Origin of the sequence: Yersinia alsatica, from assembly GCF_902170305.1 — a bacterium.
In the GTDB taxonomy this organism is placed as follows: domain Bacteria; phylum Pseudomonadota; class Gammaproteobacteria; order Enterobacterales; family Enterobacteriaceae; genus Yersinia; species Yersinia alsatica.
Genome location: NZ_CABHWW010000033.1, coordinates 80,769 through 104,370, shown reverse-complemented (window position 1 = coordinate 104,370; position 23,602 = coordinate 80,769). Strand labels below are relative to the sequence as shown.

Below are 23,602 nucleotides of genomic sequence, written 5' to 3'. Positions count from 1 at the left end.
GGGCTAAATTTCTGCCCCGTTTTTTTATGCCGGGTAACCGTCAGTTATTGGGGAAAAGCCGGACTTTAATATCAGCGGGTTGGCTGTAGTAAGGGGCGGATGTAATCACCAAATCAATTCCTGTTGCGGCATACTCCGCTATATTGGCTGTTGTGACGCCACCGGTTGCTGCTAAATGGCAAAAAGGTGCATAAGCTTTTGCCTGCGGCAATAATGCGCTGATTTGCGCGGGGCTGAATTTATCCAATTGGATGATATCGGGCCGGGCCGGTAGGATAGCCAGCGCTTCTTCCGGAGTATCGGCTTCCACGACAATGGCTTTTTCTGGGGCACTGTTGCGGAGCAGTGTCACATGGCTGACCCAGTCATCCGGTTGGGCCAAAAAGCGCCGATGATTGGCAAAGAGCAATATCGTCTCGGCGGTACCGGCTCGATGGATCAAACCGCCACCATCCAAAATAGCCGCCACTGCCAGCATCTTGGTGCCAGGGATACTTTTGCGGGTACAGGCAACTTGCAAGGCGGGTGAGATGGCTCTTCCTGCCACTAACAATTGGTGGGTGTAATCGGCGACACCGCAGCACCATTCAAGGATATTTTGTGCCACTTTCCAGCCTTGATGCAGCTGGGATGCTTTACCCACAGCGGTGAGCAACAGTGTTCCTTCCGCTACCACCGAACCATCTTGTACATGACTTTCTACTTGTAACTCAAGGCGTTGTAGTAGGCGGCGTGTAACCTCAATACCACTGACTTTCCCTCCATGCTTGCGAGTTAGGGTCATGCGCCCCTCTTGCTGCCCAATATGCAGTGAGCGAGTGGTGAGGTCGCCATACTGGATATCTTCCAATAGCAATCGATCTAAATCAGCATCAGAAAGATAAATCATCTCCATTCTCCTTAAGTAAAACCACTTGCCCTTGAGAAAATACCCAGCGCTGATCGGCCAGTGCTTCTGCTTCGCGGGGTTCATGGGTGACCAGCACCAGAGTAATCTCATCCGTATGGAGCTGGCGAATTACGTCCCAAAGATGCCGACGGGTCTGCCAGTCAAGGTTGGCGAAGGGCTCATCCAGTAACAACAGTTTGGGTTGTGAAATCAAAGCCCGCGCCAAAGCCGCTCGTTGCTGCTCGCCACCGGAAATTTGCCGTGGGTAGCGATGGGCTAAATGGGCAATACCCATTTTCTCCAGCCATGCTATGCGCTGTTTTATATCCCGCTTTAACCCGGCGGCATACTGGGCTAACTGCAAATTGCCAGACAGTGTGAGATAAGGGAAAAGATATAGGCGCTGGTTTAGATAGCGACAAGGCCGCAGCCAGGGGGGTGTGCTGGACATTAATATCTGGTCAATCTTAAGCTCACCCTGGGCCGGAATATTGCCAGCAATAGCATTCAATAAGGTCGTTTTACCACAGCCGGAAGGGCCGCAAATCGCGGTCAAACTGCCTTTGGCAACATGGAAATTAATCCCCTGTAAAATGCCTGCGCTCAAATTATTAATTTGCAGCATAGCCATCTTCCTTATCTCTGCGGGTAAACAGGCGCAGTGCTATCAGCAGCACGCAAGCCAGCAGCATCAGTAGCAGCGCACAACCAATGGCCAACGAGAAATCGCCACTGGCAATATTCAAGTAAATGGCGATGGGCAGAGTTTCTGTTTTGAGCCGTACGGCACCAGCTAACATCAGCGTGGCACCAAATTCACCCAAGGCACGCGCTAATGCCAGAATCGCCCCACTCAGTAATGCTTGCCAGCAGAGCGGAATTTCAACCAGACAAAGGGTTTGCAGCGGGGTTAACCCCAGATTTTGTCCTGTGCTGATATACGCTGGATCTATTGCTAAAAATGCGGCATTGGCGGTGCGAAAAATAATGGCGCTGGCTACGTAGGTTTGCGCAATCACCACTCCGATTGGGGAAAACAGCATTGAAGTTAACTGCGGTAAAATACCTGATAGCGGGCCTTGGTGGCCAAGTAATAACAGTAAACCAATACCCACCACCAGCGGTGGAGTTACCAGAGGTAAATCCAGCAATATATTTGCGATATATTTACCAGAAAATTGAATGCGCGCCATGGCCCAAGCCGCTGGAATACCAATAATTAATGACAGCAATAATGAAACAAATGCAGTGGCTAACGAGAGAAAAAGAGCAAAATGAAGCTCTGGATCTTTCAGTACCGAGAGCAACACTGGGAAATCAAGTTGGAAAATCAGTGCACAAAGAGAACCGATTACCAGCGACAATAATAATCCTAGTGGTACCAGCGTTAACTTAACCACTAGAGTGCTTTATCCTGCTTGACCAGTGGCAGGAAACCGTGAGCAGTAAATGTCGCAATTCCTTTCTCTGACGCAAAATAGTCAGCCAGTTGTTGGGCCGCTGCGGGTGAATGGCTGGTTTTCAGGGCGGCGATAGTGACTTCATCTTCCGGTACCCCCGCTGGAGTTGGTAAAATGACTAATGTTTGCGCATTTTTTACCGCGTCAGAGCGCCCAATCACCGCAGCGTCAACATCACCATTGAGTAAGTACATCAGCAGCTGTTTGATAGTAGCGGCTCGCACAATGACTTTTGCACGCAACTGTTCACCATGGCCGGACATTTCCAGCATTTTTTCTCCGCTGGCCCCCAGTGCAATGGCTTTGGCATCTCCCATCCCCAACCGTAGTGGGCTGTTGGCTAAATCGGCAAGATCCTTAATATCACCGGCTTTATCGCGACGAACAGCCATGACTGCGGTATGCCGGACCAAGGGGTAAGAAGCGGTGAACTTGCCCTCTTTACTCAGTTTTTCTACATAATCAGCCGAGCCGGGCAAGAAAAGATCGCCCTCATTCGTTAATTGGTAACGGGTGAGTATTTGGCCGGAACCTCCATACTCCACGGTAACTTTGTGCCCGGTATTGGCTTCAAATTGCGTAATGATATCTTCCACCGGAAGACGCAGGCCCGCTCCGGCATACAGATGAAGCGGGTCGGCATAACTGGCTGATGCAGCGACGGTAAGAAGAGTGGCTAAAACAGCTAATCGCATCCTGTTAAATAGCATGTTTGCTCCTGATTCAGATGAGTGATTGAATAACAATCGATATATAAAACACTATATAGCGAGGCGACTCAATACTGTGTTCGCAAAATGTCGATCTGGATAAGATTATTGAATTTAAAAGGATAATCTCTATTTATATTGCGCCAGATATTCAGCAGGAAAGGAGGTGCAGCAGAAATGTTTTGGATTCTCATGTGATGCACAGAAAAAGCGCAAATTTGCACTTTTTCTGTGCGCCGGGTGTGTATTGAACGATAACTTTCCTCTTCCCTTGCTGTCCTGCAAGTTTTAGCCATCAACCAATAACAGAAAAATACTAATTTAATTACATATAGTTACGTTACTTCCCGCCATTTATTTTTTCACTTTATGCCCACTGGCATAGTTCATGCTTATGTCATTACATTCAAGTCACTTGAATACACTTCACACTACTTTAAATGGGCGGCAATCATGACTCGACGTAAACAAGCAATACCTTTGTGCTGGGCAATGCTGTGTGCTGCCAGCGTATTTTCTGCGACCGCGCATAGCGCAGACTTGCTGGACAGTATTAAAGCCAATAAGGCGATAACCATCGCCACAGAAGCGCGTTATGCGCCATTTGAGTCGGTAGAGAATGGCAAGATTGTGGGCTATGACGTTGATTTAATGAATCATATTTTGCAGAAAAGCCTACCGGGTGTTGAGGTCAAGCAGCTTGATTTGCCATTCCAGGGCATATTGCCCGGTCTTGATGCCAAGAAATTCGATTTTGTCGTCACCGCGGTGACGGTGAATAAACAGCGCATGGACCATTTTGCATTTACCGTCCCGATTGCCGAATCCACCGTCGCGCTGCTCAAGCGGGATAACGACAATTCTATCAGCACCTTAGATGACTTGAGTGGCAAAGTGGTGGGATCTCAAGCCGGTTCTGGTCAGCTTCAGGTGCTGCAAGAATTTAATGAAAAACTGAAAGCCAGCGGCAAGCCGGGTATCAAAGAGATCAAACAGTATGTCTCTTTCGACGAGGCCTATGCCGATTTAGCGAATAAACGACTGGATGGCGTCGCCCAATCACTGGCGAATCTGGGCCCATTAATCAAAACCCGTCCGGGAGTTTTTACCACATTGAAACCGATGTTGGGGCCAACCACCTATTTTGGCTGGGTCGGGCGTAAGGGCGATGACAGCGCAAGCTTGGTAAAACTGTTCAGCGACGGCATCAGTGAAGCCAACCGTGACGGCACCATGAAAGCATTGCAGCAGAAATGGTTCGGTTTCGTGATGGATGTTCCGGCTGACCAAATGCCTGCGCCAAGCTTGTAAGAGGATTGATTATGGGGGAATTTTTCCAATTGTTGACGGCCTGGCTGCCGATGTTGATAGATGGCGCGCTGACAACGGCTTCGCTGTGTATTGTGGCCATAGTTGCCGGTTTTTTTATCGGCGTGGTTATCTACCTGATGGAAAGCGGCCGCTCACGAGTGGGCCGAGGATTCGCCCGTGTCTATATCAGTCTGTTCCGTGGCACCCCAGTTCTGGCACAGGTTTTATTGTGCTTTTACCTGCCGGGAGAATTAGGGCTGTCACTGCCCGGTTATCTGGCGGCGGTGTTGGCGCTGACACTCAATACCGCCGCCTATCAATCGCAAATTTTACGCAGTGGCTTTAATGCCATTCCACCGGGGCAGTTGGAGGCCGCTGCCATGTGTGGGCTAAGCCCGCGTCAGGCACTGTGGCATATCCAGATCCCCCAAGTGCTGCGCATCACTATGCCATCACTAATTTCAGAATTAATTGATGTAATTAAAGCCTCGGCGGTGGTGTCGGTGATTGCCATTACCGATTTGATGCGGGTAGGGCAGCAACTGGCATCGGCAACCTACCGCCCACTCGAAGTGTATGTGGCGATTGCTTTGTCTTACTTAGTGCTGACCAGCCTGCTGGCTCTGCTAGGCAGTTATGTTGAACGGCGCTGGCATAAGGAGAGCCGATGAACGATTTTTTGCTTTATCTGCCGGACTTTGCCCGTGCATTGGGTGTCACGCTGGCTATCAGTATGAGTGCAGCGGTCATCGGGGCTTTCGCCGGGTTCATGTTACAGGCGGTATGCCGCAATAGCCGCTGGTTGTTCTGGCCGTGGCGCACTTATGTATGGCTGATTCGTGGCACGCCTTATTTGGCCCAATTGGCGGTGTTCTATTTCGGCCTGCCGGCTATTGGCATCACGCTAAGCGCCATCGAAGCCACGGTGTTATCACTGGCGATTTATAGCTCTGCCTATTTCGGTGAAATCTTCCGTACGGCATGGAAAAGCATTGGGTCTGGGCAACTGGAAGCGGCTCAAGTACATGATATTTCAGCCTGGAAGAGCTTTTGGTACATCCAAACCCCGCAAGCTTTGCGCTTTAGTCTACCGCTGCTGGGTAACCAATTTATTTTAACCATTAAAGAGAGCGCCGTGGCATCGATTATCACGGTGCCTGAACTGACCATGACGACGGGGCAGATAGTCGCGAATACCTATACCTACATTGTGCCTTATACCTTGTTAATCCTCAGTTATTGGCTGCTGGCGCAAGGGGTTAGTGTCGGTGTGCGCATACTCAGCCGTCAGGCCATAGAGGGATAACATCATGAGTACCGGACCCATTATTGAATTACGCAACTTGGGCAAATCTTTTGCTGCCAATCGGGTACTTAGCGGGATAAATCTGACGGTGAATGCCGGTGAAATTGTCACCTTAATCGGCCCCTCCGGTTCAGGGAAAACTACAGCATTACGTTGCATGAATTTTCTTGAGGCCTATGACGAAGGGGAAGTGCTGATTAAGGGGCAATTATTGGGTTATAGCAGTGCCGGGCGAGAGCCGAAGCATCGCGACAGCGCGGCATTAATTGCCGAAGTACGCCGTCCGCTGGCGATGGTTTTCCAGCAATTTAATCTGTGGCCGCATATGACGGTGCTGGAAAATGTCAGCGCGCCGTTGATTCTGGGGAAAAAACTGCCTCGCGATGCGGCACGTAAAAAAGCGGCAGCGGCGTTGGCGCAGGTGGGGATGTCAGACAAAGCAGACGCTCGTCCGGCAAAACTATCTGGCGGTCAACAGCAGCGGGTGGGTATTGCCAGGGCTTTAGCTCTGGGACCGGAATTGCTGCTGCTGGATGAGCCGACATCGGCCCTTGATCCTGAGCGGGTAGAGGAGGTGTTGGACGTGATTAAAGTGCTGGCAAATGACGGGATGACTATGGTGATGGTGACGCACGAAATGTCATTCGCCGCCAAAATATCCTCCCGCGTGGTGTTTATGGCGGAAGGTTCAATTATTGAAACCGGCGCGCCCGCGACGTTATTCCGCCAGCCACAAACCGAGCGCTTGCGGTCGTTTCTGGCCCCGTGGTTTAAACGCCCACTGCAACTGGATGAGCCGGAGGCCGGACATGCTTAATTCTGCGGGGGTGCAATTAGCCGGTTATATCAGCCAACAGCGATTAATGGATAAATTGGCCCAATTAGCCCGTTTTGGGGCATTGGAGCATGGCGGCGTTAATCGGCAGGCTCTATCCAGTGAGGAATTAGATGCCAGAGCTTGGTTAATTGACTGGGCTTATACCTTGGGCTGCGAAGTGATGACCGACGATGGTGCAAATCTGTTTATCCGTCGAGCCGGTCGTGAGGATTTACCCCCGGTGGTTACCGGCAGCCATATTGATACTCAGCCGTGCGGCGGTAATCTTGATGGCTGCTATGGCGTGATTGCCGGTATGGAGTGTTTGAGTGCATTGGCTCAGGCGGGCATCAGTACATTGCGCCCAATCGAAGTGGCGGTATGGATGAACGAAGAGGGGAGCCGTTTCTCTCCCGGTGCCATGGGTTCCAGCGTTTTTGTCCAGCCACAGCGCCTGACCGGTTATTTACATCATCAGGATGCTAACGGAGTGACGCTGGCACAGGCACTGGCGGGCTGTCATCAACGTTTTCCGCAGTTGCCACGCCGTGCCACTGTGCCAATGGCGGCGTTTGTCGAACTGCATATTGAGCAAGGACCGGTGCTGGAACAAGCCAACCAACCTTTGGCTGTGGTGCAAGGTATTCAAGGGGTGCGCTGGTATCAAGTGACGTGTTTGGGGCAGTCCGCTCATGCCGGTACCACCCCGATGGCGGCTCGCCAAGATGCGATGTCGCTGGCGCGCCAAACCGCACATCAGTTGGAGCAACTGAGCGCCACACTGCCAGCGGATCAATTGCGCCTAACTTTTGGCCGCTGGGAGATTGAGCCCAATGCCATTAATACCATTGCCGGGCGCGCTACTTTTACCCTCGATTTCCGTCATGCTGACCCCGTGGTATTAGCGCAGTTTGATGATTGGATGCAGCAAATTTCTGCGCGTAACGTGGTGGTCGAATGCCTGTTCAGCCACGCGCCAGTGGCATTTAATCGCGAACTACTGGCGCAACAATATGCTTGCGCTCAGGCGCTACAGATTGAGACCGCAACCCTAACGTCCGGTGCATTTCACGATGCGATGCATCTGGCCAGCCATTGTCCTACCAGTATGTTTTTTGTTCCTAGCCATAACGGCATCAGCCATAACCCGGCTGAATATACAGACCCTCAGTATCTGTACTTTGGCGCCAAGGCATTAGCCTGTTGCCTGACAGAGCTGGCAAATCAACCCATAGGAGTTACCATGAGCACCCACACTTATCCCGCTTGCTGTGAAAAAGACAACGGTAGCGCGTTGGGCACCAATGCCACGTTATCCTCGCCAATCTCTGCCGATGGCACTCCGGTACTGGGTGAAGTCTATACCGTACCCGCCCGTTGTGGCCGGGCAGTGCGGTTGAGCAAAGGGCAGGTTATTCGTATCACCAATACCCACGGTAGTCAGGTGTGTGATACCTGGTTATTCAATAGTGCCGATCTGAGTGAGTTTTCATCAATGGAACATACTCGCGCATTTATTGATAAAATCATTCCTCAGCCGGGTGATGCATTAGTGACTAATCAGCGCCGCGCCATCGGAACATTACTGACCGATACTTCGCCGGGCGTACACGATACCCTGATTGCAGCTTGCGACCTTTATCGCTATAGCAATATGGGGATCACTGAATATCACGATAGCTGTGCGGATAATATGCGTCTGGCGCTGAATGCTATCGGATTGAGAGCTAAAGAAGTGCCACAACCATTGAATTTGTGGATGAATACACCAGTAAATCCGGATTACACCATTTCCTGGTTACCGACAGTGAGCAAAGCTGGCGACTACGTCGAGATCCGCGCTGAATTGGATTCTATTGTCGTGATGTCGGCCTGTCCGCAAGATATTGTCCCAATCAATGGTTGTAACCCGCAGGATGTGCATTTTACTGTTACGGAATAATGGGCAGTGACCATGTGAATGATGCACCAGTCATGCCCTGTAGCAAAATGTTGCCCGGCATGGATACGCCGGGCGTTTGAGTCTCTTTGAGCAGCAGATATCAATTTATGAAAAAAAACGGCGATAACGGCGGTTTTGTTTTATCTGATTTAGGGATGCGTTTACGTCATGCTCGTTTGGCGCAGGACATCACGCTAAAGCAGCTGGCACTGAAAGTGGGATGCTCAGAGAGTTTATTGTCCAAGTTGGAAAATGAAGTGGCGTCCCCCTCACTTGCCATGTTGCACCGGCTAGCCAGTGCATTGGAAACCAATATTTCAGATTTGATGGCTGAGAGTTGGGTCGCTGATTCACCGGTGCTGAAACCCGAACAGCGGGTGCGTAAGCGCTTTGTCCATCGCAATAAAAAAGGGGGCATTGCGCTGGAAAACCTGACTCACCATCATAAGGGAGGGTTATTGCAGGGGAATATTCATATTATCGAGCCGGGTGTCGCCAGCGATGGGCAGATAGAACATCATGGCGAGGAGATGGGCTATGTCCTTGAGGGCGAGATTGCGCTGTATCTCGGTGAGGAGACATACACCCTCAGTGTGGGCGATTCGTTTTATTTCCCCAGTAATGTCCCGCACGGTTACCGTAATATTGGTGAGTCAGCCGCAAAAGTGCTGTGGGTGAATACACCGGTAACATTCTAAGCCGCTCTTTATTTTATTCGCCATTAATGCTGCTAGCAGTCATGCATGGCACTACATTTTTATATGTTTATGTCTATATTGTTTTAGAGGAACGTCAACAAATCACCGTGCAAAAACGGGGTGAACCGATAAAGGGATATTGTCATGAACAATATGGCACTGGCTGCCAATGGGGTAGCCGCTCAAAAATCGCCGCCGGGAATTATACTGGCTGGTGGTGCGCTTGGCGTGGTGTTCGGTGATATTGGGACCAGTCCACTCTACACGCTGAAAACCGTCCTATTGTTATCAGGAAATAATCCGACTCCGGCAGTTATTTTAGGCCTGTTATCGCTCATTATCTGGACACTGATTCTGGTGACTTCAGTTAAATATGCCGTGTTTGCCATGCGCATTGATAATAATGGCGAAGGGGGCATTATGGCCCTGATGTCACTGCTGGTGCGCAAGGGAAAGGGAAATAAGTGGGTTATTTTTTCTGCCTTGCTTGGTGCCGCGCTAATTTACGGTGACGGCGCTATTACACCGGCGATATCGGTGCTTTCCGCCCTTGAAGGTTTGAACATTGTTCTTCCTGCCGCACACCCTTATATCCTGCCAGCCACGGTCATTATTTTGGTGGCACTATTTGCTATTCAGCCTTTTGGTACCGCTAAAATAGGTAAAGTTTTTGGCCCAATAATGGCGCTGTGGTTTTTTGCTATTGCCGCACTGGGTATTTGGGGGATAATTCAGCACCCGGCGGTATTACTGGCAATTAACCCATACTATGGCATCAACTTTTTGTTCTCTAATGGCTTTGCCAGTTTTCTGGTATTAGGCGGCGTTTTCCTTTGCGTCACCGGGGCAGAGGCTTTATATGCTGATATGGGGCATTTTGGTAAGAAGCCGATTTGGATGGCGTGGTTCGGTTTAGTCTTCCCCAGCTTATTGCTTAATTATGCCGGACAATCTGCATTGATTTTGGCTGGCGCGGATATTACACATAATGTTTTCTTCCGCCTCTGCCCACCGATCATGCAAATCCCGCTGGTTATTCTGGCAACATTAGCCACGATTATTGCCAGTCAGGCGATTATTACCGGTGCTTTTTCTATGACCCGGCAGGCAATTCAGTTGGGATGGCTGCCCCGCTTGCGAATAAAACAGACGGCGGCCGAGAGCTACGGGCAAATTTATATCGGCACCATCAATTGGCTATTAATGATAGTGACGGTCTGTCTGGCGGTATTCTTTAAATCCTCTGAGAACCTTGCCGCTGCCTACGGTATTGCGGTGTCGCTCACTATGCTAATGACTTCCGGGTTGTTATTTGTGGCGATGCGCAAAATATGGCGATGGAATTTATTGGCGAGTGCTTTAGTGGCTGGGGGATTTTTAGTTATTGACGCCAGCTTCCTTATCGCCAATCTGATTAAAGTGCTGGAGGGCGGTTATATTCCTCTGCTATTGGCGGCGGTGGTCTGTACGGTGATGCTGGTGTGGCACCGTGGGGTGAAAGCAACCTCGCAAGCTATTAGCGAGAAGGTGATGGGTATCGATGAGTTCTTTACTAAAATCCGGGAGAAAAATATCCCTCGGGTGCCGGGCTCTGCGGTATTTCTGACCCGGACTCAGAATGATATTCCACCGGTCATGCGCTGGCATGTCGCGCGTAATCGCGCCTTACAGCAGAAAGTCCTATCTCTCACCATTAATATTCTAAATGTTCCTCGCGTGGATCCGGCAGAGCGATTGGTGATTACTGAACAGGCGGCGGATTATTGGCGCGGTGTTGCTCAATACGGCTTTATGGAGCGGCCGCATATCCCCGAGTTATTGCAGAGTATTGTTGGCATGAACTGCCAATTCCAGCTTGAAGATGTAACCTACTATTTGGGCCATGAAACTATTGTCGGGCGCGAGGATGGTTATGGATTGGCGTCATGGCAGCGCAGCAGCTTTGCGTTTATGGTCAGAAACTGCACTCATGTCACCAATTACTATCATCTGCCCAGTGATCAGGTGGTAGAGATTAGTCGGCGGGTAGCTATCTAACGGCTCCTGGCATCAAGCTCAATAAAAAAGCCGCCAGCTAAAATCAACTGGCGGCTTTATAGTTTTATTTCAGCGGGTTAGCTTTTGGTTCCCCGCGCGGCGATAATCGCGTCAGCAACATTCCGTGGTGCTTCGGCGTAGTGTTTGAACTCCATCGTGTAGGTCGCCCGGCCTTGTGACATGGAACGTAACACGGTCGAGTAGCCAAACATTTCAGATAACGGCACTTCTGCCCGAATAATCTTCCCGCCACCAATCATCTCTTCCATGCCTTGCACCAGGCCACGGCGAGAGGAAAGGTCGCCCATCACGTTACCGGCATACTCTTCCGGAGTTTCCACCTCGACACTCATGACCGGTTCCAAAATCACCGGTGACGCGCGCTTAGCCGCTTCTTTGAAGCCAAAGATGGCCGCCATTTTAAACGCCAGTTCGGATGAATCCACTTCGTGGTAGGAACCGAACGTCAAGGTGACTTTCACATCCACCACCGGATAACCGGCCAGAACCCCGGTATTAGTGGCTTCGATCACTCCTTTCTCTACCGCCCCGATAAATTCACGCGGAACTACGCCGCCTTTAGTGGCATCAACAAAGGCTACACCACTGCCCGGCTCCTGCGGCTCCAGAGTAAAGACCACATGGCCATATTGCCCTTTACCACCGGACTGACGGACAAATTTGCCTTCGACATCTGTCACTGTTTTGCGCACGGTTTCGCGGTAAGTCACCTGTGGTTTACCAATATTGGCTTCCACACCAAATTCGCGCTTCATACGGTCAACAATGATCTCCAGATGCAATTCACCCATGCCGGAGATAATGGTCTGGCCGGACTCTTCGTCCGTACGGATACGGAACGACGGATCTTCCGATGCCAGCCGCTGTAGCGCTAGCCCCATTTTCTCCTGATCGGCCTTGGTCTTCGGCTCAATGGCTTGCGAAATCACCGGCTCAGGGAATTCCATGCGCACCAGCGTAATGACGGCATCCGGGTCACACAGTGTTTCCCCGGTGGTGACATCCTTTAAGCCCACACAGGCGGCGATATCACCGGCGCGAATTTCATCCACTTCAATCCGGTTATTGGCGTGCATCTGAACGATACGGCCAATGCGCTCTTTCTTGCCCCGAATTGGGTTATAAACACTGTCGCCTTTGCTCAGCACGCCGGAGTAAACCCGCACGAAAGTCAGCTGACCCACATAGGGGTCGGTCATCAACTTGAATGCCAGCGCCGAGAATTTTTCATTATCATCGGCCCTGCGGCTCACTTCGTTACCGTTTTCATCGGTACCACTGACCGGTGGAATATCCACCGGCGATGGCATCAGTTCAACCACCGCATCCAACATCCGTTGCACGCCTTTGTTCTTGAAGGCACTGCCGCACATCATCGGCTGAATTTCACCGGCAATGGTGCGGATACGCAGACCTTGGGTAATTTCATCCACCGTCAGGTCGCCGGTTTCCAGATATTCTGTCATCAGTGCCTCAGAGGCTTCTGCTGCCTCGGAGACCATTTTCTCGCGCCATTCATTAGCCGTCGCCAGTAAATTTTCTGGGATTGGCTCATAACTGAATGTCATCCCCTGAGAAGCTTCGTCCCAGATAATGGCGCGCATCAGCCGCAAATCCACCACGCCGGTGAAGTGCTCTTCACTGCCGATTGGAATCACAATCGGCACCGGATTGGCTTTCAGGCGGTCAATCATCATCTGCCGTACGCGGAAGAAATCAGCGCCTGGGCGGTCCATTTTATTGACGAACGCCAACCGTGGTACACGGTATTTATTGGCCTGACGCCAGACAGTTTCTGACTGCGGCTGTACGCCACCGACTGCGTCATACACCATGACTGCACCGTCGAGTACCCGCATGGATCGTTCCACCTCAATGGTGAAATCCACATGCCCTGGGGTGTCGATAATGTTAATGCGGTGCTCCGGTAGGGTTCTGTCCATACCTTTCCAGAAGCAGGTCACGGCAGCCGATGTAATGGTAATGCCACGTTCCTGCTCCTGTGCCATCCAATCAGTAGTCGCGCCGCCATCATGCACTTCACCCAGCTTATGACTGACGCCGGTGTAGAACAGAATACGCTCGGTAGTGGTTGTTTTACCGGCGTCGATGTGGGCTGAGATACCGATGTTGCGATAGCGCTCGATAGGAGTTTTACGTGCCATATTAAGTCCTTAAAAGATGATGGCAATTTCGGGGCGGGCAATTTGCTGCTCTGCCGGGAAGTTGTTGGTTTAAGTTGTACATTACTGTTGATCAACAGGTGATCGCGATCAGTATAGTCCCATTGTTCGAATATACACGTACAATTTAATTATTTGTTCTGAAACTGTGCAATAATAGCTAGCAGCAATGGTTGGCAGGGTATTCGCCCTGACACTGGATTTATTAGTAGGGCCGACATGGAGTATAGGCTATATTGCCGCCGGCTAAGGGCCGGTGATGTATGGCCAAATCAGGCAGTCTGGTCGTGGGCTGTCGTTTATCAATAGGAACACTATGATTGCAAATCACCCTGAGCGTGAGCAGATACGTTTGGAAAATGTGCTGACGGCTTTAGGTAATCCACTGCGGCTGGCTGTGGTGCGTAGGCTGGCGGCGGGGGGCGAACATGCATGTGGCACGTTGGTGCACGGGTTGTCCAAATCGACTCTGACCCATCATTGGCGTGTGCTACGTGAAAGTGGGGTTATCTGGCAACGTCCCTGCGGGCGGGAGAGCTTGTTATCACTGCGACGCGATGATATTGATGCCCGTTTTCCCGGCTTGCTGGATGTGCTGCTGAATGCGGTGGAAAATGACTCTACCACCGATGAGTCGACGGCAAAGCATCTGTCGGAGAGTGAATCATAGCCTCGATGCGCGCAGCGGAAGAGGCGGCATAACAGCGGAGAGATTCTCCGCTGTTTGCTATTGATGCCAGGTCAGCCTATACCGCTGCGGCGAGCTGTTTCAGCCAAAGAATGCCGCGTTCTGGCGATGTCAGTACTGGAATAGATGGCGGTGTCGGCAGGGTGGTTAGCACTCTGGCCATTGACGCCTGCGCCAGCATCACCACGTCGCTACTGGCGAGTGCCTTTTGTAGCCCTTCGGCCACGATGCGGTCATGAGTGGTGTTGTCGCCATCTAACAGTGCGATGAATGCCTCCGGCATCAGCATTGGCACAATGTCTAGATTTTTACCGGCTGCTGCGGCTTTACGCCGCACAAATTCCAACGTGGGTTCCAAAGTAGTGGCGACGGTAGCCAGCACAGAAATCCGCCCGCCAAGAGCAATCGCCTCATCGACCATGGCAGAATCAATGCGCGTCAGCTGTAACGTGGTCATAAACTGGCACTGTTCCACTGCGCCGCCAATGGATGAACACGCGGTCATAAAGATCTCACAGCCCGCTTTCTCGGCATTATTGATATAACCGGCGATGCGAGCGCTGATTTCAGGGCTGACACCGCCGTGCTTCATCACCTGTTTAATCATCGAATCTTCAATGATGTGCATCACTTCGGCTTGCGGCATATGCTCGGCAATCAGTGTTTGCATCATGCCGAGCGTGGCAGCACTGGTGTGAAATAGGGCAATTTTTTTCATTTTGTTATCCTTCACAGATGGTTCTGCGGCTAAAAGGTTACGCTAGTTCATGCATAAACTGGGCGACTTTGGCTGCCGCTTCATGATCTTCTTTGGCAGATAATCCGCCCACGGCGACAGCACCGACGCACTGTTTATGCGTATCCAGCAACGGAATCCCTCCGGGTAGGGCAGTAAACCGTGCATCACCAAAGTAGCCGATATCTAACTGTTCATTTTGCAGTCGTTGCAAAAAGGCGTCGGTGGTGGCACCCAGTTGGCTGCTGGTATAAGCCTTGCGCTGCGTCAGTTCGATAGTCAGTAACTTTGCGGCATCCATCCGGGCAAACGCCAGCAAAAATCCTTGTCGGTCGCAAACGGCAACACTCAGCGGCCGGTTGTCATAGTCATTCTTTGCCAGATTCAGCGCATGGCTGACGGCCTGTTGCGCAGTATCCAATGTAAGTTGCGTTAGCATACAGCCTCCTATGCAGAGTGAGTTTCAGAAAGTGATGAGTCAGGTTTAGTGGTGCCAGTTCGAGTGCGCTGCTTCGCCAGATCTTTTCTGCGCCAGTAGTTGGCCAGCAGTGAGCCGGTGACGTTACCCAGCGGTGTCATTACCGCCGATGCCAGCCCGACTGTTGCCAGTTTGCCCATCGCTGCCGCCAAGCCAGATGCCATGCCGCCATTCTGTAAACCGACCTCAAAAGCGATAGTGCGCGATGATTCGATATCCAGACGGAATACCCAGCGACTCATGCAGTAGCCGATCAGGAATCCGCCGCAGTTATGAATCAGCATCGCGACGCAGAGTAAAATACCGACTTGCATCAGGTTATCGCGCCCAGCAGCGGCGGCAGTGGTGGTGAAGAAGATGATGCCCATCATGGAAATCCTTGGCATCGCCAGCAGAACTTTGTCAGATTTGGTGGTTAGCCAGTTGTAGAACAGGCTCCAGATGATGCCGCCCGCGAAGAAATTAGCGACGACTGCTAGCATTTGTGCATCTTCTGATGCGGTTTCGAACAAGCGATCCCAGCCACCAAAGATCATAAACAGCAGCCATGCCGCACAACCTGCGGCGATGGTTTGGACCACACGTCGGCCTTGTTGACCCGCATAGGTTTTCAGGTAATCGTGCAGAATGGCGGCCCCAATCGGGATCATCACAATTTTGATGACATCCATCACCATCGACAGCAATTTCACCTCAATCAGCGAACCGGCCAAAATATTGACCCACAATGGCGTCATTACTGTGGCGACCAAGGTTGAAACCGCCGTCACGGAGATTGCCAGCGCCAGATTGGCATTGGCGATATAGACCATCACCGTCGATGACAGGCCGCTGGAACATGAGCCGATCAGAATAATGCCAACCGCGACTTCAGGTGGGAAACTGAAAATTTGTGTCAGGGCATAGCCGAGCAGTGGCATGATTAAGAAGTGACAGAAGGTACCGACAAACACCGCCCACGGCATTTTCGCCACATCAGCAAAGTCTTTGATAGTGAGTTTGGTTCCCATGCTGAACATGGTGGCTTGAATCACTAAAAAGACGATCCATTTATGGGTGATATTGAAACCACCCCAGATAATCAGCTCCTTGGAGTAGATCATTGCCGCGACAAAACCGGCAATAATCCATAGAGTGAATTGATAACTGCGTAATCCAGGCCAATACCCGGCACCAATGGCAAAACCAGTAATAAATATCACTAATCCTGGGTGCCATAAGCCAGTGGATTGCATCACCATTCCAGCAAGGGAGATAATAACGCCCGCTGCAGAAATCAGTAATCCGGCTTTATAGACAGACGTGCTGATAGCCATAATAAACCTCACTTGTCGCATAATCAGAATGCGACATATTAAATATACCCGTCATACTTCAAGTTGCATGTGCGTTGGCTACATTCAATAACCCGAATCACTTACTACAGTAAGCTCGTCGGGACTATCTCGCTTGCCGCCTTCCTGAAACTCGAATTATTTTGGTATAGTAGGGTAAATAGATAATTAAATTAGCGATTGTTAATATCGATATTCAGCATTTTTCTCGCCTGCTCAGGTGTAGCGACCTGTTTATCCATGCTGGTAATAATGTTGGCCAATTTTTTCACCAATGGCAGATTAGATTCCACGGTATCAGTGGCATTAATATATCGACTGTCTTCAAAACCAATTCTGACCTCTGCGGCCCCCATACCTACTGCAGCAGCAATCAATGAAAAGTCACGACGGCCAAAATGCGTAATTGCCCATAATGCGTCGCGGGGAATAAATTGCCGCATAGCAATTAATGCATCAATGGTCGCGGGGGTGGAACCGCGATGACCCAATACAATATTAAACAGCAGCGGTTGTTTGAATTTTATTTTCTCCTGCAGCAGAAGAATGTTATTAATCATCCCGATTTCAAATACTTCAAATTCAGGAATGATATTTTTCTCTACAATCAGGCGCGAACAATACTCCACGTCTGGCGTCGGGTTGAGATAAACACTGTCACCCAGATTCACTGAGCCGACGTTAAGTGAGGCCATGCCAACACCTTTGCATTGCAGTGGTGCGCAGCGCTGCTCAATGTTCATTGTGGAGACGCCCCCAGTTGAGGCCTGAACGATCATCTCGGTCTGACTGAGAACCGGCGCGATGGTGGCAGCAAAATCACTGACATCCGGGGTGAGCTTGCCGTGCCGATCACGAACATGAAGATGAACGACGGCGGCACCAGCATTGGCACAGGCTAAAATATCCTGCGCTACCTCTGCGGGCTCTACTCGGGTCGAATCTGCGGCTACTGGTGCTAGCGAAATAATAACGTGATTAGACATAATTGAATTCCTAAATATGACCCGCCATACAGAGATATTTTGGGCGTAGGTTATTAATTAATTGTTTTATAATGAGTAAACCAATCTAATCCTTCTCGCGTGGTAGTTTGTGGCTGATATTCACAGCCAATCCACCCCGAATAATGATGCGACGCCAGATAATTAAATAGCCATGGGTAATTTATTTCTCCGCCATCGGGTTCGTTTCTATTGGGCACCGAGGCAATTTGTAAATGTGAAATTAATGGCCAGTAATGTTGCAGACTACGCGAAATATTCCCTTGAATTTTCTGACAATGATAAATGTCGAACTGGAGAAAGATATTTTCTTTGTTACACTCTTTAATTAATTGTATTGCCCGCGTAAATGTTGAAATGAAATAACCGGGCATATCTTCAGTATTTAATGGTTCGATGAGAACCCTGATGTTGTCCGCTAATAAATAATCTGCTGCATAACGTAGTCTTTTTACTAGAATATCGTATTGTTGTTGTTCGGTGATGCTGCTATTTCTGTTTCCGGCCATTATATGTATCTGTTTACATCCTAATGCCAGTGCATATTCCCGAGCTTGTTGCAGACTTTGCCTGAACTCTTCTTCACGTTTGGGCAATGAGGCCAGTCCTCGCTCACCTTGATCCCACCTTCCCGGCGGCGCATTAATCAGTACCACCGGCAGGCCGCTGTTGCGCTGAGCGCTGACTAAACTATCAATCGGCTCCTGATAGGGAAACAGACACTCTGTACCCTGAAATCCGGCGGCGGCAGCTTGACTGAAGCGCTCAATCAGCGGAACTTCGTTAAATAGCCAGCTTAGGTTGGCTGCGAATTTGAGCATGATGTCCTCACTTCTGTATTAACCAGATGCAACCTTACCCCGAGCTCACCAATCTGCTGTTGCGCGTCAGACGGCAGATGCACATCAGAAATAATGTCGCTCAACTGCTGCAAGTTGCAGATATGGAACATGCCGTACTTGCCATACTTACTGCTGTCCGATACCAGTATGTTGCGCCGGGAGGCCCGCATGACCGCCGCTTTGACCATCGCTTTACCTTCACTCGGCGTTGACATTCCGCGCTCCAACTCCCATGAACTGCTGCTCAGAAACGCAACATCAATGTTGATTGCATTAAAGAAATTGGCAGCACTATTACCCAGACAAGAGCGATTGCGGCGATCGACCAGTCCTCCGGTGTGATACAGCGCAATATGCGGCATATCCATTAAATAACTGCTGATAGTGAAGTCATTGGTCACCACGGTCAGATTAAAGCAGTTACTGGCAGCAATGGCTTTAGCGACTTCAAACAGGGTAGTGCCAGCATCCAAATACAGCGTCTGTCCCGGTTCGATTAGCATTGCAGCCAACGCGCCGATGTTTTGCTTTAACCCATGATTCAGCGAGGCTTTTTCGCTGTAGGCCAGCTCCAGCTTCAGCATGTTATTCAGTTTGACGCCGCCATTAATCGCCACCACCTTGCCCTCGGCCTCCAGCACCTGAATATCTCGGCGCACAGTCATGTGCGATACATTCATGATGTCGGCAAGATCTTTAAACGACGCGACATTCTGTTCATGCACATAGCGATAGATAAAATCACGACGCTGTTCAGGGAGCATGGCGTTCACCCAATTTTATTGCGATACACCTGACGTAACTCATCGATATCTGATGCGCTGAGTTGGGTGTAAGCATAAGGTTTCAACAGAAAATACAGCCGGGCCGTATCTTCAAGTTCTTCGGCATTAAATACAGCTTCGCGCAGGGTCGAGCCGCTGACCACTGGGCCGTGATTGGCGAGCAGTGCGGCGTTGTGGCTCAGCGCGGACTCCGCCAATGCACTCGCAATGGCCGGATCGCCCGGTTTCATATAAGGCAATAAAGGAAGCTGGCCGATACGCATAACATAGTATGGTGTAATTGACGGCAAACAATTCGTTTGGTCAATATCTGTCAGGCATGAGAGCGCCGTCAGATAAGGAGAATGAAGATGGACTACCGCGCCACACTGTGGCCGCGATTGATACATCGCCAAGTGCATTGGCACCTCTTTGGACGGTTTATCACCGCTGAGATAATGACCTTCGGCATCCAGTTTACTTAAGGTCTGGCTATCCAGTTCACCCAGGCAAGAGTTGGTTGGTGTTACCAAAAAACCGCCGTCGGGCAACTTCGCACTGATATTGCCAGAGCCGCCGCTGCTCAATCCGCGCTGAAACAGCGAGCGGCCATAGTTCACCAAATCGTCGCGCAGTTGTTGTTCAGATAGTGGCATTGTGTTCATGCGGAATACTCCTGCGCCAGACAGAAAAAGTCTTCATTACCAAAGTTGCCAGATTTAAGTGCCATCATCAGCCCGAGTTGTGCATCTCGCACCCATGGCACCCCCGGCGCTATCGATTTGCCGATCTCCAATATATTCACTCCAAGCTGGTTTACCACGGTGCCGGAGGTTTCTCCGCCAGCCACGATGAAGATATTGACACTGCGCTCCAGTAACTGGCGAGTGAGCTGGGCAAAGGTCTCTTCGACGGCCAGACTGGCGCGTTGTTCGCCATATTGTTGCTGGATGACTGAAATTTCTGCTGGCGGTTGGGTGGCAGAAACCAATGGTGCAAAGCTGTCGGCAAGGTGCTGTTCGACCCAGTCGGCAATTTGACGGATATAAGCCGGGTCTGCCGCAATGCAGCGCTCAACATCCAGTGCAAAATGTGCGGCAAACTGGCGGTAATTCGCGACCTGCCGATTGGTCATCACTGAGCAACTACCGGAAAGCACCACGGCTTTTTTCTGGGTGGGGAAAGTGAGGGCGCGCGCTGCGGCTGTGGTTTGTGAAGGCAAGTATTTCGCCAGCGAACCTGCTAAACCGGAACCACCGGCAAGCAGTGGCTGTTGCACTAATGCTTGCGCCAGATGGTCTAGATCGTGAACGGTCAGTGTGTCGGCGATAACATGGTTTATCCCTTGCCCAGCCAGCACAGCGAGTCGCTGAGTGATCGCCGCGGCACCTTGTTGGATCACGGCCAAATTGAGTGATCCGACATAGCCTTTCACTTGCGGTGCCAATACCTGACATAAATTAGCATCACGCATTGGATTAATCGGGTGGTTTTCCATTCCAGACTGATTCAATAGTCGGCCATTCACAAACAGATGAGCATGAATAACTGTGCGAAAATTCTGTGGCAGTGCCGGGCAATGCACGACTTGCTGGGCTCCACATGCCGCCATCAGCGCATCACTGACCTGGCCGATATTGCCTGCTGCTGTGGAATCAAAAGTGGAACAATATTTAAAATAAATCTGCCGTGCTTGCGCCGTTTCTTTTAACCACCGCAAACAGGCTAGTGACTGTTTTACGGCGATTTCAACCGGAATAGACCGACTTTTCAATGAGATAACTACAGCATCTACATCAGCGGGGCATACCGCATCAATTGACGGTTCACCGATAATTTGTACCACTTTCCAGCCGTTATCTGACATGAAACTGGCGATGTCGGTAGCGCCAGTAAAGTCATCGGCAATCACGCCAAGTTGGATAGACATCTCAACCTCTCCTGCAACAGCGTATTTAATTGACTCTATTGTTAGGTTTTGTGCTTAACATTGAGATGACTGATATCACAAACTTTATAACGGGGAAAAAAGAGGATTTGAACTTAATTTATTGAAATTTAAAATAAATAATCAAAGTCAGTAAAAATAACCTTTCACACAGAGTTGTGAATTTTTGTGCGCTGCCAATAGTGATGAATCACTTGCTCGCATCTGATCAATAAAATCACCGGCGAGATGGGCATCTTCGCCGGTGAGATTCATAAGGTTATCGACGCCGTGAATCATTAAATCTCTTCGGCGTGGGTCAAAACATAATCTTCCGCTTCTTTTGACCACAATCCGTCGGTTTTACGCAAGATCGTTTGCAGTTCCAGCAATAACGGCAAATCTTGTGGTTGCTCCATTAACTCACTTAAGGAGGTCAGCGGTATATTTTTCCCGGTATAAACCAACTTTTTACCACCGATAATTTGCGGCAAATTCAATGTGGTTGCTGCTGCATCATTCAGTCCTAAAATATGAGAGACCACTTTCCCGGCATTCACTTTCTTTTCTTCAATTAACTTCACTGCTTCACGCATATCGTCAGTATTTCCTCCGGAGGTGCCGACATAATGGGTGAACGAATAATGGATATCGTAGAAATTAACCGACGCCATAAAATTCTTATCCTGCGGGCCAGCAAAGAAGTTAAAACAGCCATCTGGTGCTAATAGGCTTGAAGCCAATGTCACTAATTCCGCGGAAGGCACAAAAACAAAGATATCGTCATAACCCTTGCCCTCAGTCAGTGCCATTAAACGTTCAAACTGATCGTCAGTTTGTTTGGTATTAAGATAATGTACCTGGGTGTGCGGCTCGCTTGGATAGAGGCGTGCAGCATAATCCAGTTTCTGTTGGTGACGATCGGTAATGACCAACAATTGCGGATTAACTGGCCCATGCAGAGCATAATCAATGGCTAATAATCCCATCGGGCCGGTACCGCCAAGGATTAATACATGACCGCCGGGCTTGATACCCATTTTGTGTTGATAAGTGCCAGGAACCAGATGGTAGTTGGCATTAAATGCGCCGATAACACAAGAAAGCGGTTCTACCAGCGATCCTTCGAAATAGCTTTCACCTTCATATGGCAGCAAACAGTCTTGCTCCATCACTTCGTTAGGAATAACCACATGGGTGGCTTCTCCCCCGACATAAGGGAAAGAATATCCGGGGCAGTCAGGGCGGTCAGGTAATTGCAAATTGGCCTGAATCACATAACGGCTACCGGGTTTAAATTTATGCTGCCATTTCTTACCCACTTGCAGGATATCGCCGCAAAATTCATGACCAATAATAATGGGATTCTCCGCCACATTATCGGGCACTTTTTTATGTTCCGCCCCCAGATTGGCTTCTTTCCATGAAGAGAGGCAAATACTGTCAGTCACGACGGTTGCCAGAATTTCATCGTCGCCTATTTCCGGTAAGGTGAAACTTTCCAGACGCAGGTCATTTTTGCCATATAAACGTAGTGCTTTAGTTTTCATGCGGAACCACCTCAATATTTTTTAAATATAAAAACAGCCGGTCGAATAAAAAAACTCCCTGGCATTAAATCAAGCCAGAATGCCAAGCCATGAGCCTACAATTCCGAGGCCAAACAGGGAGAAAATGAGCCAGATAGGATTAATTTTTCGCTTGAGCAAGCGCATCATTAGCAGGGTTAATCCCAGTGCCAGTAGGCCGGGGCACAGTTGATCAAGAATGTTTTGTACCGTCATCGTCACGGTGGCACCGTCGTGGCCCGGTGTTTTTGATATCACCAGCGGCACATTGATGCTGGTCCATTTGGTGACCAAAACCCCCATGATAAACAAGCCCAGAATCGAAGCGCCTTCGGTCAGTTTTTGCAGTAAGTTACCGCCAAGATCTTTGACGATATTGATCCCTTTAACGAAACCGTATTGCAGGCCGAACCATTTCAGCGCCAGACGGACAGAGTTAAATGACAGGAAGAATAGAATCGGCCCCAGCACATTGCCATTCAGTGCCAGCGATGCGCCCAAGGCGGCGGTGATTGGGCGCAAGGTTCCCCAAATTAGCGGATCACCGACCCCAGCCAGTGGCCCCATCAGCCCGACTTTCAGGCTATTGATCGCCCCTTCATCAATATCAGCGCCATTGGCGCGCGCCTCTTCCATCGCCGCCGTCACACCGATAACCGGGCCACAAACGGCAGGGGTGGTGTTGAAGAACACTAAATGACGTTTTAAGGCGGCAATTTGATCTTCTTTCAGCGGATATAAGCGCTTAATTGCTGGCACCATGTCATAGCAGAAACCAAGGCCATGGATACGTTCATAGTTAAAAGAGGCCTGCTGCAAGTTACTGCGTAAAAACATTTTAAACAGATCAGACCGGGTTAATTGTTTGTTTAATTTGGTCATTTCGG

At 50.0% G+C, this 23,602-nt stretch carries 23 protein-coding genes and 1 pseudogene; 9 read left to right on the top strand and 15 right to left on the bottom strand.

Annotated elements, in window-relative coordinates; all coding sequences use genetic code 11:
- Positions 1 to 40: 40 nt before the first annotated feature.
- The 4 genes from modD to modA are packed head-to-tail and all read right to left on the bottom strand — an operon-like array spanning position 41 to position 3,059.
- Positions 41 to 889 (bottom strand): ModD protein, encoded by an 849-nt coding sequence (modD, locus tag FTA96_RS19645; RefSeq protein ID WP_145574672.1) that lies wholly within the window; start codon positions 887 to 889, stop codon positions 41 to 43.
- A complete protein-coding gene (locus tag FTA96_RS19640) occupies positions 873 to 1,514 on the bottom strand; it encodes an ABC transporter ATP-binding protein (protein WP_145574670.1) in 642 nt (213 codons plus the stop codon). The genes modD and FTA96_RS19640 overlap by 17 nt, the downstream gene beginning before the upstream one ends.
- On the bottom strand, positions 1,501 to 2,289 hold the full coding sequence (locus FTA96_RS19635; RefSeq protein WP_145574667.1) for an ABC transporter permease: 789 nt from the start codon (positions 2,287 to 2,289) through the stop codon (positions 1,501 to 1,503). Before FTA96_RS19635 ends, FTA96_RS19640 begins: the two co-directional genes overlap by 14 nt.
- Positions 2,289 to 3,059 carry a molybdate ABC transporter substrate-binding protein gene (modA, locus tag FTA96_RS19630; protein WP_261172631.1) on the bottom strand — a complete coding sequence of 257 codons (771 nt, stop codon included), beginning with the start codon at positions 3,057 to 3,059 and terminating at the stop codon, positions 2,289 to 2,291. Before modA ends, FTA96_RS19635 begins: the two co-directional genes overlap by 1 nt.
- A gap of 453 nt (positions 3,060 to 3,512) precedes the next feature.
- Between modA and FTA96_RS19625 the strand changes: the two genes are divergently transcribed.
- The 8 genes and pseudogenes from FTA96_RS19625 (at position 3,513) to FTA96_RS19590 (ending at position 11,170) form a co-directional block, all read left to right on the top strand.
- Positions 3,513 to 4,370: a transporter substrate-binding domain-containing protein gene (locus FTA96_RS19625; protein ID WP_050106442.1), complete on the top strand. Its 858-nt coding sequence runs from the start codon at positions 3,513 to 3,515 to the stop codon at positions 4,368 to 4,370.
- An 11-nt stretch (positions 4,371 to 4,381) separates the two neighbouring features.
- Positions 4,382 to 5,041 carry an amino acid ABC transporter permease gene (locus FTA96_RS19620; RefSeq protein WP_050106441.1) on the top strand — a complete coding sequence of 220 codons (660 nt, stop codon included), beginning with the start codon at positions 4,382 to 4,384 and terminating at the stop codon, positions 5,039 to 5,041.
- The gene (locus tag FTA96_RS19615) at positions 5,038 to 5,676 is read left to right on the top strand and encodes an amino acid ABC transporter permease (protein ID WP_050121463.1); all 639 of its coding nucleotides are present in this window, start codon (positions 5,038 to 5,040) and stop codon (positions 5,674 to 5,676) included. Before FTA96_RS19620 ends, FTA96_RS19615 begins: the two co-directional genes overlap by 4 nt.
- 1 nt (position 5,677) lies before the next feature.
- A complete protein-coding gene (locus tag FTA96_RS19610) occupies positions 5,678 to 6,493 on the top strand; it encodes an amino acid ABC transporter ATP-binding protein (protein WP_145574665.1) in 816 nt (271 codons plus the stop codon).
- Positions 6,486 to 7,768 (top strand): annotated as a pseudogene (locus FTA96_RS23605) (M20 family metallo-hydrolase). Before FTA96_RS19610 ends, FTA96_RS23605 begins: the two are co-directional and overlap by 8 nt.
- Complete coding sequence (locus FTA96_RS23740; protein WP_050106438.1) at positions 7,737 to 8,435, top strand: DUF1989 domain-containing protein; 699 nt, start codon at positions 7,737 to 7,739, stop codon at positions 8,433 to 8,435. The pseudogene FTA96_RS23605 and the gene FTA96_RS23740 overlap by 32 nt, the downstream one beginning before the upstream one ends.
- 107 nt (positions 8,436 to 8,542) lie before the next feature.
- Positions 8,543 to 9,133 (top strand): cupin domain-containing protein, encoded by a 591-nt coding sequence (locus FTA96_RS19595; protein ID WP_050106437.1) that lies wholly within the window; start codon positions 8,543 to 8,545, stop codon positions 9,131 to 9,133.
- Between the two features lie 153 nt (positions 9,134 to 9,286).
- On the top strand, positions 9,287 to 11,170 hold the full coding sequence (locus FTA96_RS19590; protein ID WP_145574821.1) for a potassium transporter Kup: 1,884 nt from the start codon (positions 9,287 to 9,289) through the stop codon (positions 11,168 to 11,170).
- A gap of 77 nt (positions 11,171 to 11,247) precedes the next feature.
- On the opposite strand, the gene fusA is transcribed toward FTA96_RS19590, so the two are convergent.
- Complete coding sequence (gene fusA, locus FTA96_RS19585; protein WP_145539985.1) at positions 11,248 to 13,356, bottom strand: elongation factor G; 2,109 nt, start codon at positions 13,354 to 13,356, stop codon at positions 11,248 to 11,250.
- Between the two features lie 334 nt (positions 13,357 to 13,690).
- Here fusA and FTA96_RS19580 point away from each other — a divergent pair, with 334 nt between their 5' ends.
- A complete protein-coding gene (locus FTA96_RS19580; RefSeq protein WP_050106435.1) occupies positions 13,691 to 14,044 on the top strand; it encodes an ArsR/SmtB family transcription factor in 354 nt (117 codons plus the stop codon).
- A gap of 76 nt (positions 14,045 to 14,120) precedes the next feature.
- Here FTA96_RS19580 and FTA96_RS19575 read toward each other — a convergent pair whose 3' ends face one another.
- The 10 genes from FTA96_RS19575 to FTA96_RS19530 all read right to left on the bottom strand — a co-directional run bounded on the left by FTA96_RS19575 (position 14,121) and on the right by FTA96_RS19530 (position 23,597).
- Positions 14,121 to 14,780, bottom strand: coding sequence for an aspartate/glutamate racemase family protein (locus FTA96_RS19575; protein WP_050106434.1), 660 nt, complete (start codon positions 14,778 to 14,780; stop codon positions 14,121 to 14,123).
- Positions 14,781 to 14,817: 37 nt separating this feature from the next.
- On the bottom strand, positions 14,818 to 15,237 hold the full coding sequence (locus tag FTA96_RS19570; RefSeq protein WP_050106433.1) for a GlcG/HbpS family heme-binding protein: 420 nt from the start codon (positions 15,235 to 15,237) through the stop codon (positions 14,818 to 14,820).
- A gap of 8 nt (positions 15,238 to 15,245) precedes the next feature.
- Positions 15,246 to 16,592, bottom strand: a complete 1,347-nt coding sequence (locus FTA96_RS19565; RefSeq protein WP_145574662.1) for a bile acid:sodium symporter family protein — start codon at positions 16,590 to 16,592, stop codon at positions 15,246 to 15,248.
- 191 nt (positions 16,593 to 16,783) lie between these two features.
- Positions 16,784 to 17,596: a BKACE family enzyme gene (locus tag FTA96_RS19560; RefSeq protein WP_050121457.1), complete on the bottom strand. Its 813-nt coding sequence runs from the start codon at positions 17,594 to 17,596 to the stop codon at positions 16,784 to 16,786.
- Between the two features lie 53 nt (positions 17,597 to 17,649).
- On the bottom strand, positions 17,650 to 18,435 hold the full coding sequence (gene otnI / locus FTA96_RS19555) for a 2-oxo-tetronate isomerase (RefSeq protein WP_145574659.1): 786 nt from the start codon (positions 18,433 to 18,435) through the stop codon (positions 17,650 to 17,652).
- On the bottom strand, positions 18,411 to 19,220 hold the full coding sequence (locus FTA96_RS19550) for a DeoR/GlpR family DNA-binding transcription regulator (protein ID WP_050106429.1): 810 nt from the start codon (positions 19,218 to 19,220) through the stop codon (positions 18,411 to 18,413). The genes otnI and FTA96_RS19550 overlap by 25 nt, the downstream gene beginning before the upstream one ends.
- Positions 19,221 to 19,225: 5 nt before the next feature.
- Positions 19,226 to 19,876: a 3-oxo-tetronate 4-phosphate decarboxylase gene (otnC, locus tag FTA96_RS19545; RefSeq protein WP_391592635.1), complete on the bottom strand. Its 651-nt coding sequence runs from the start codon at positions 19,874 to 19,876 to the stop codon at positions 19,226 to 19,228.
- Between the two features lie 5 nt (positions 19,877 to 19,881).
- Entirely contained in the window at positions 19,882 to 21,150 is a 1,269-nt protein-coding gene (otnK, locus tag FTA96_RS19540; protein WP_145574656.1) for a 3-oxo-tetronate kinase, read from the bottom strand.
- Between the two features lie 296 nt (positions 21,151 to 21,446).
- Entirely contained in the window at positions 21,447 to 22,697 is a 1,251-nt protein-coding gene (locus tag FTA96_RS19535) for a zinc-binding dehydrogenase (RefSeq protein WP_050133123.1), read from the bottom strand.
- Between the two features lie 69 nt (positions 22,698 to 22,766).
- Positions 22,767 to 23,597 (bottom strand): PTS system mannose/fructose/sorbose family transporter subunit IID, encoded by an 831-nt coding sequence (locus tag FTA96_RS19530; RefSeq protein ID WP_050106425.1) that lies wholly within the window; start codon positions 23,595 to 23,597, stop codon positions 22,767 to 22,769.
- Between the last annotated feature and the right edge of the window lie 5 nt (positions 23,598 to 23,602).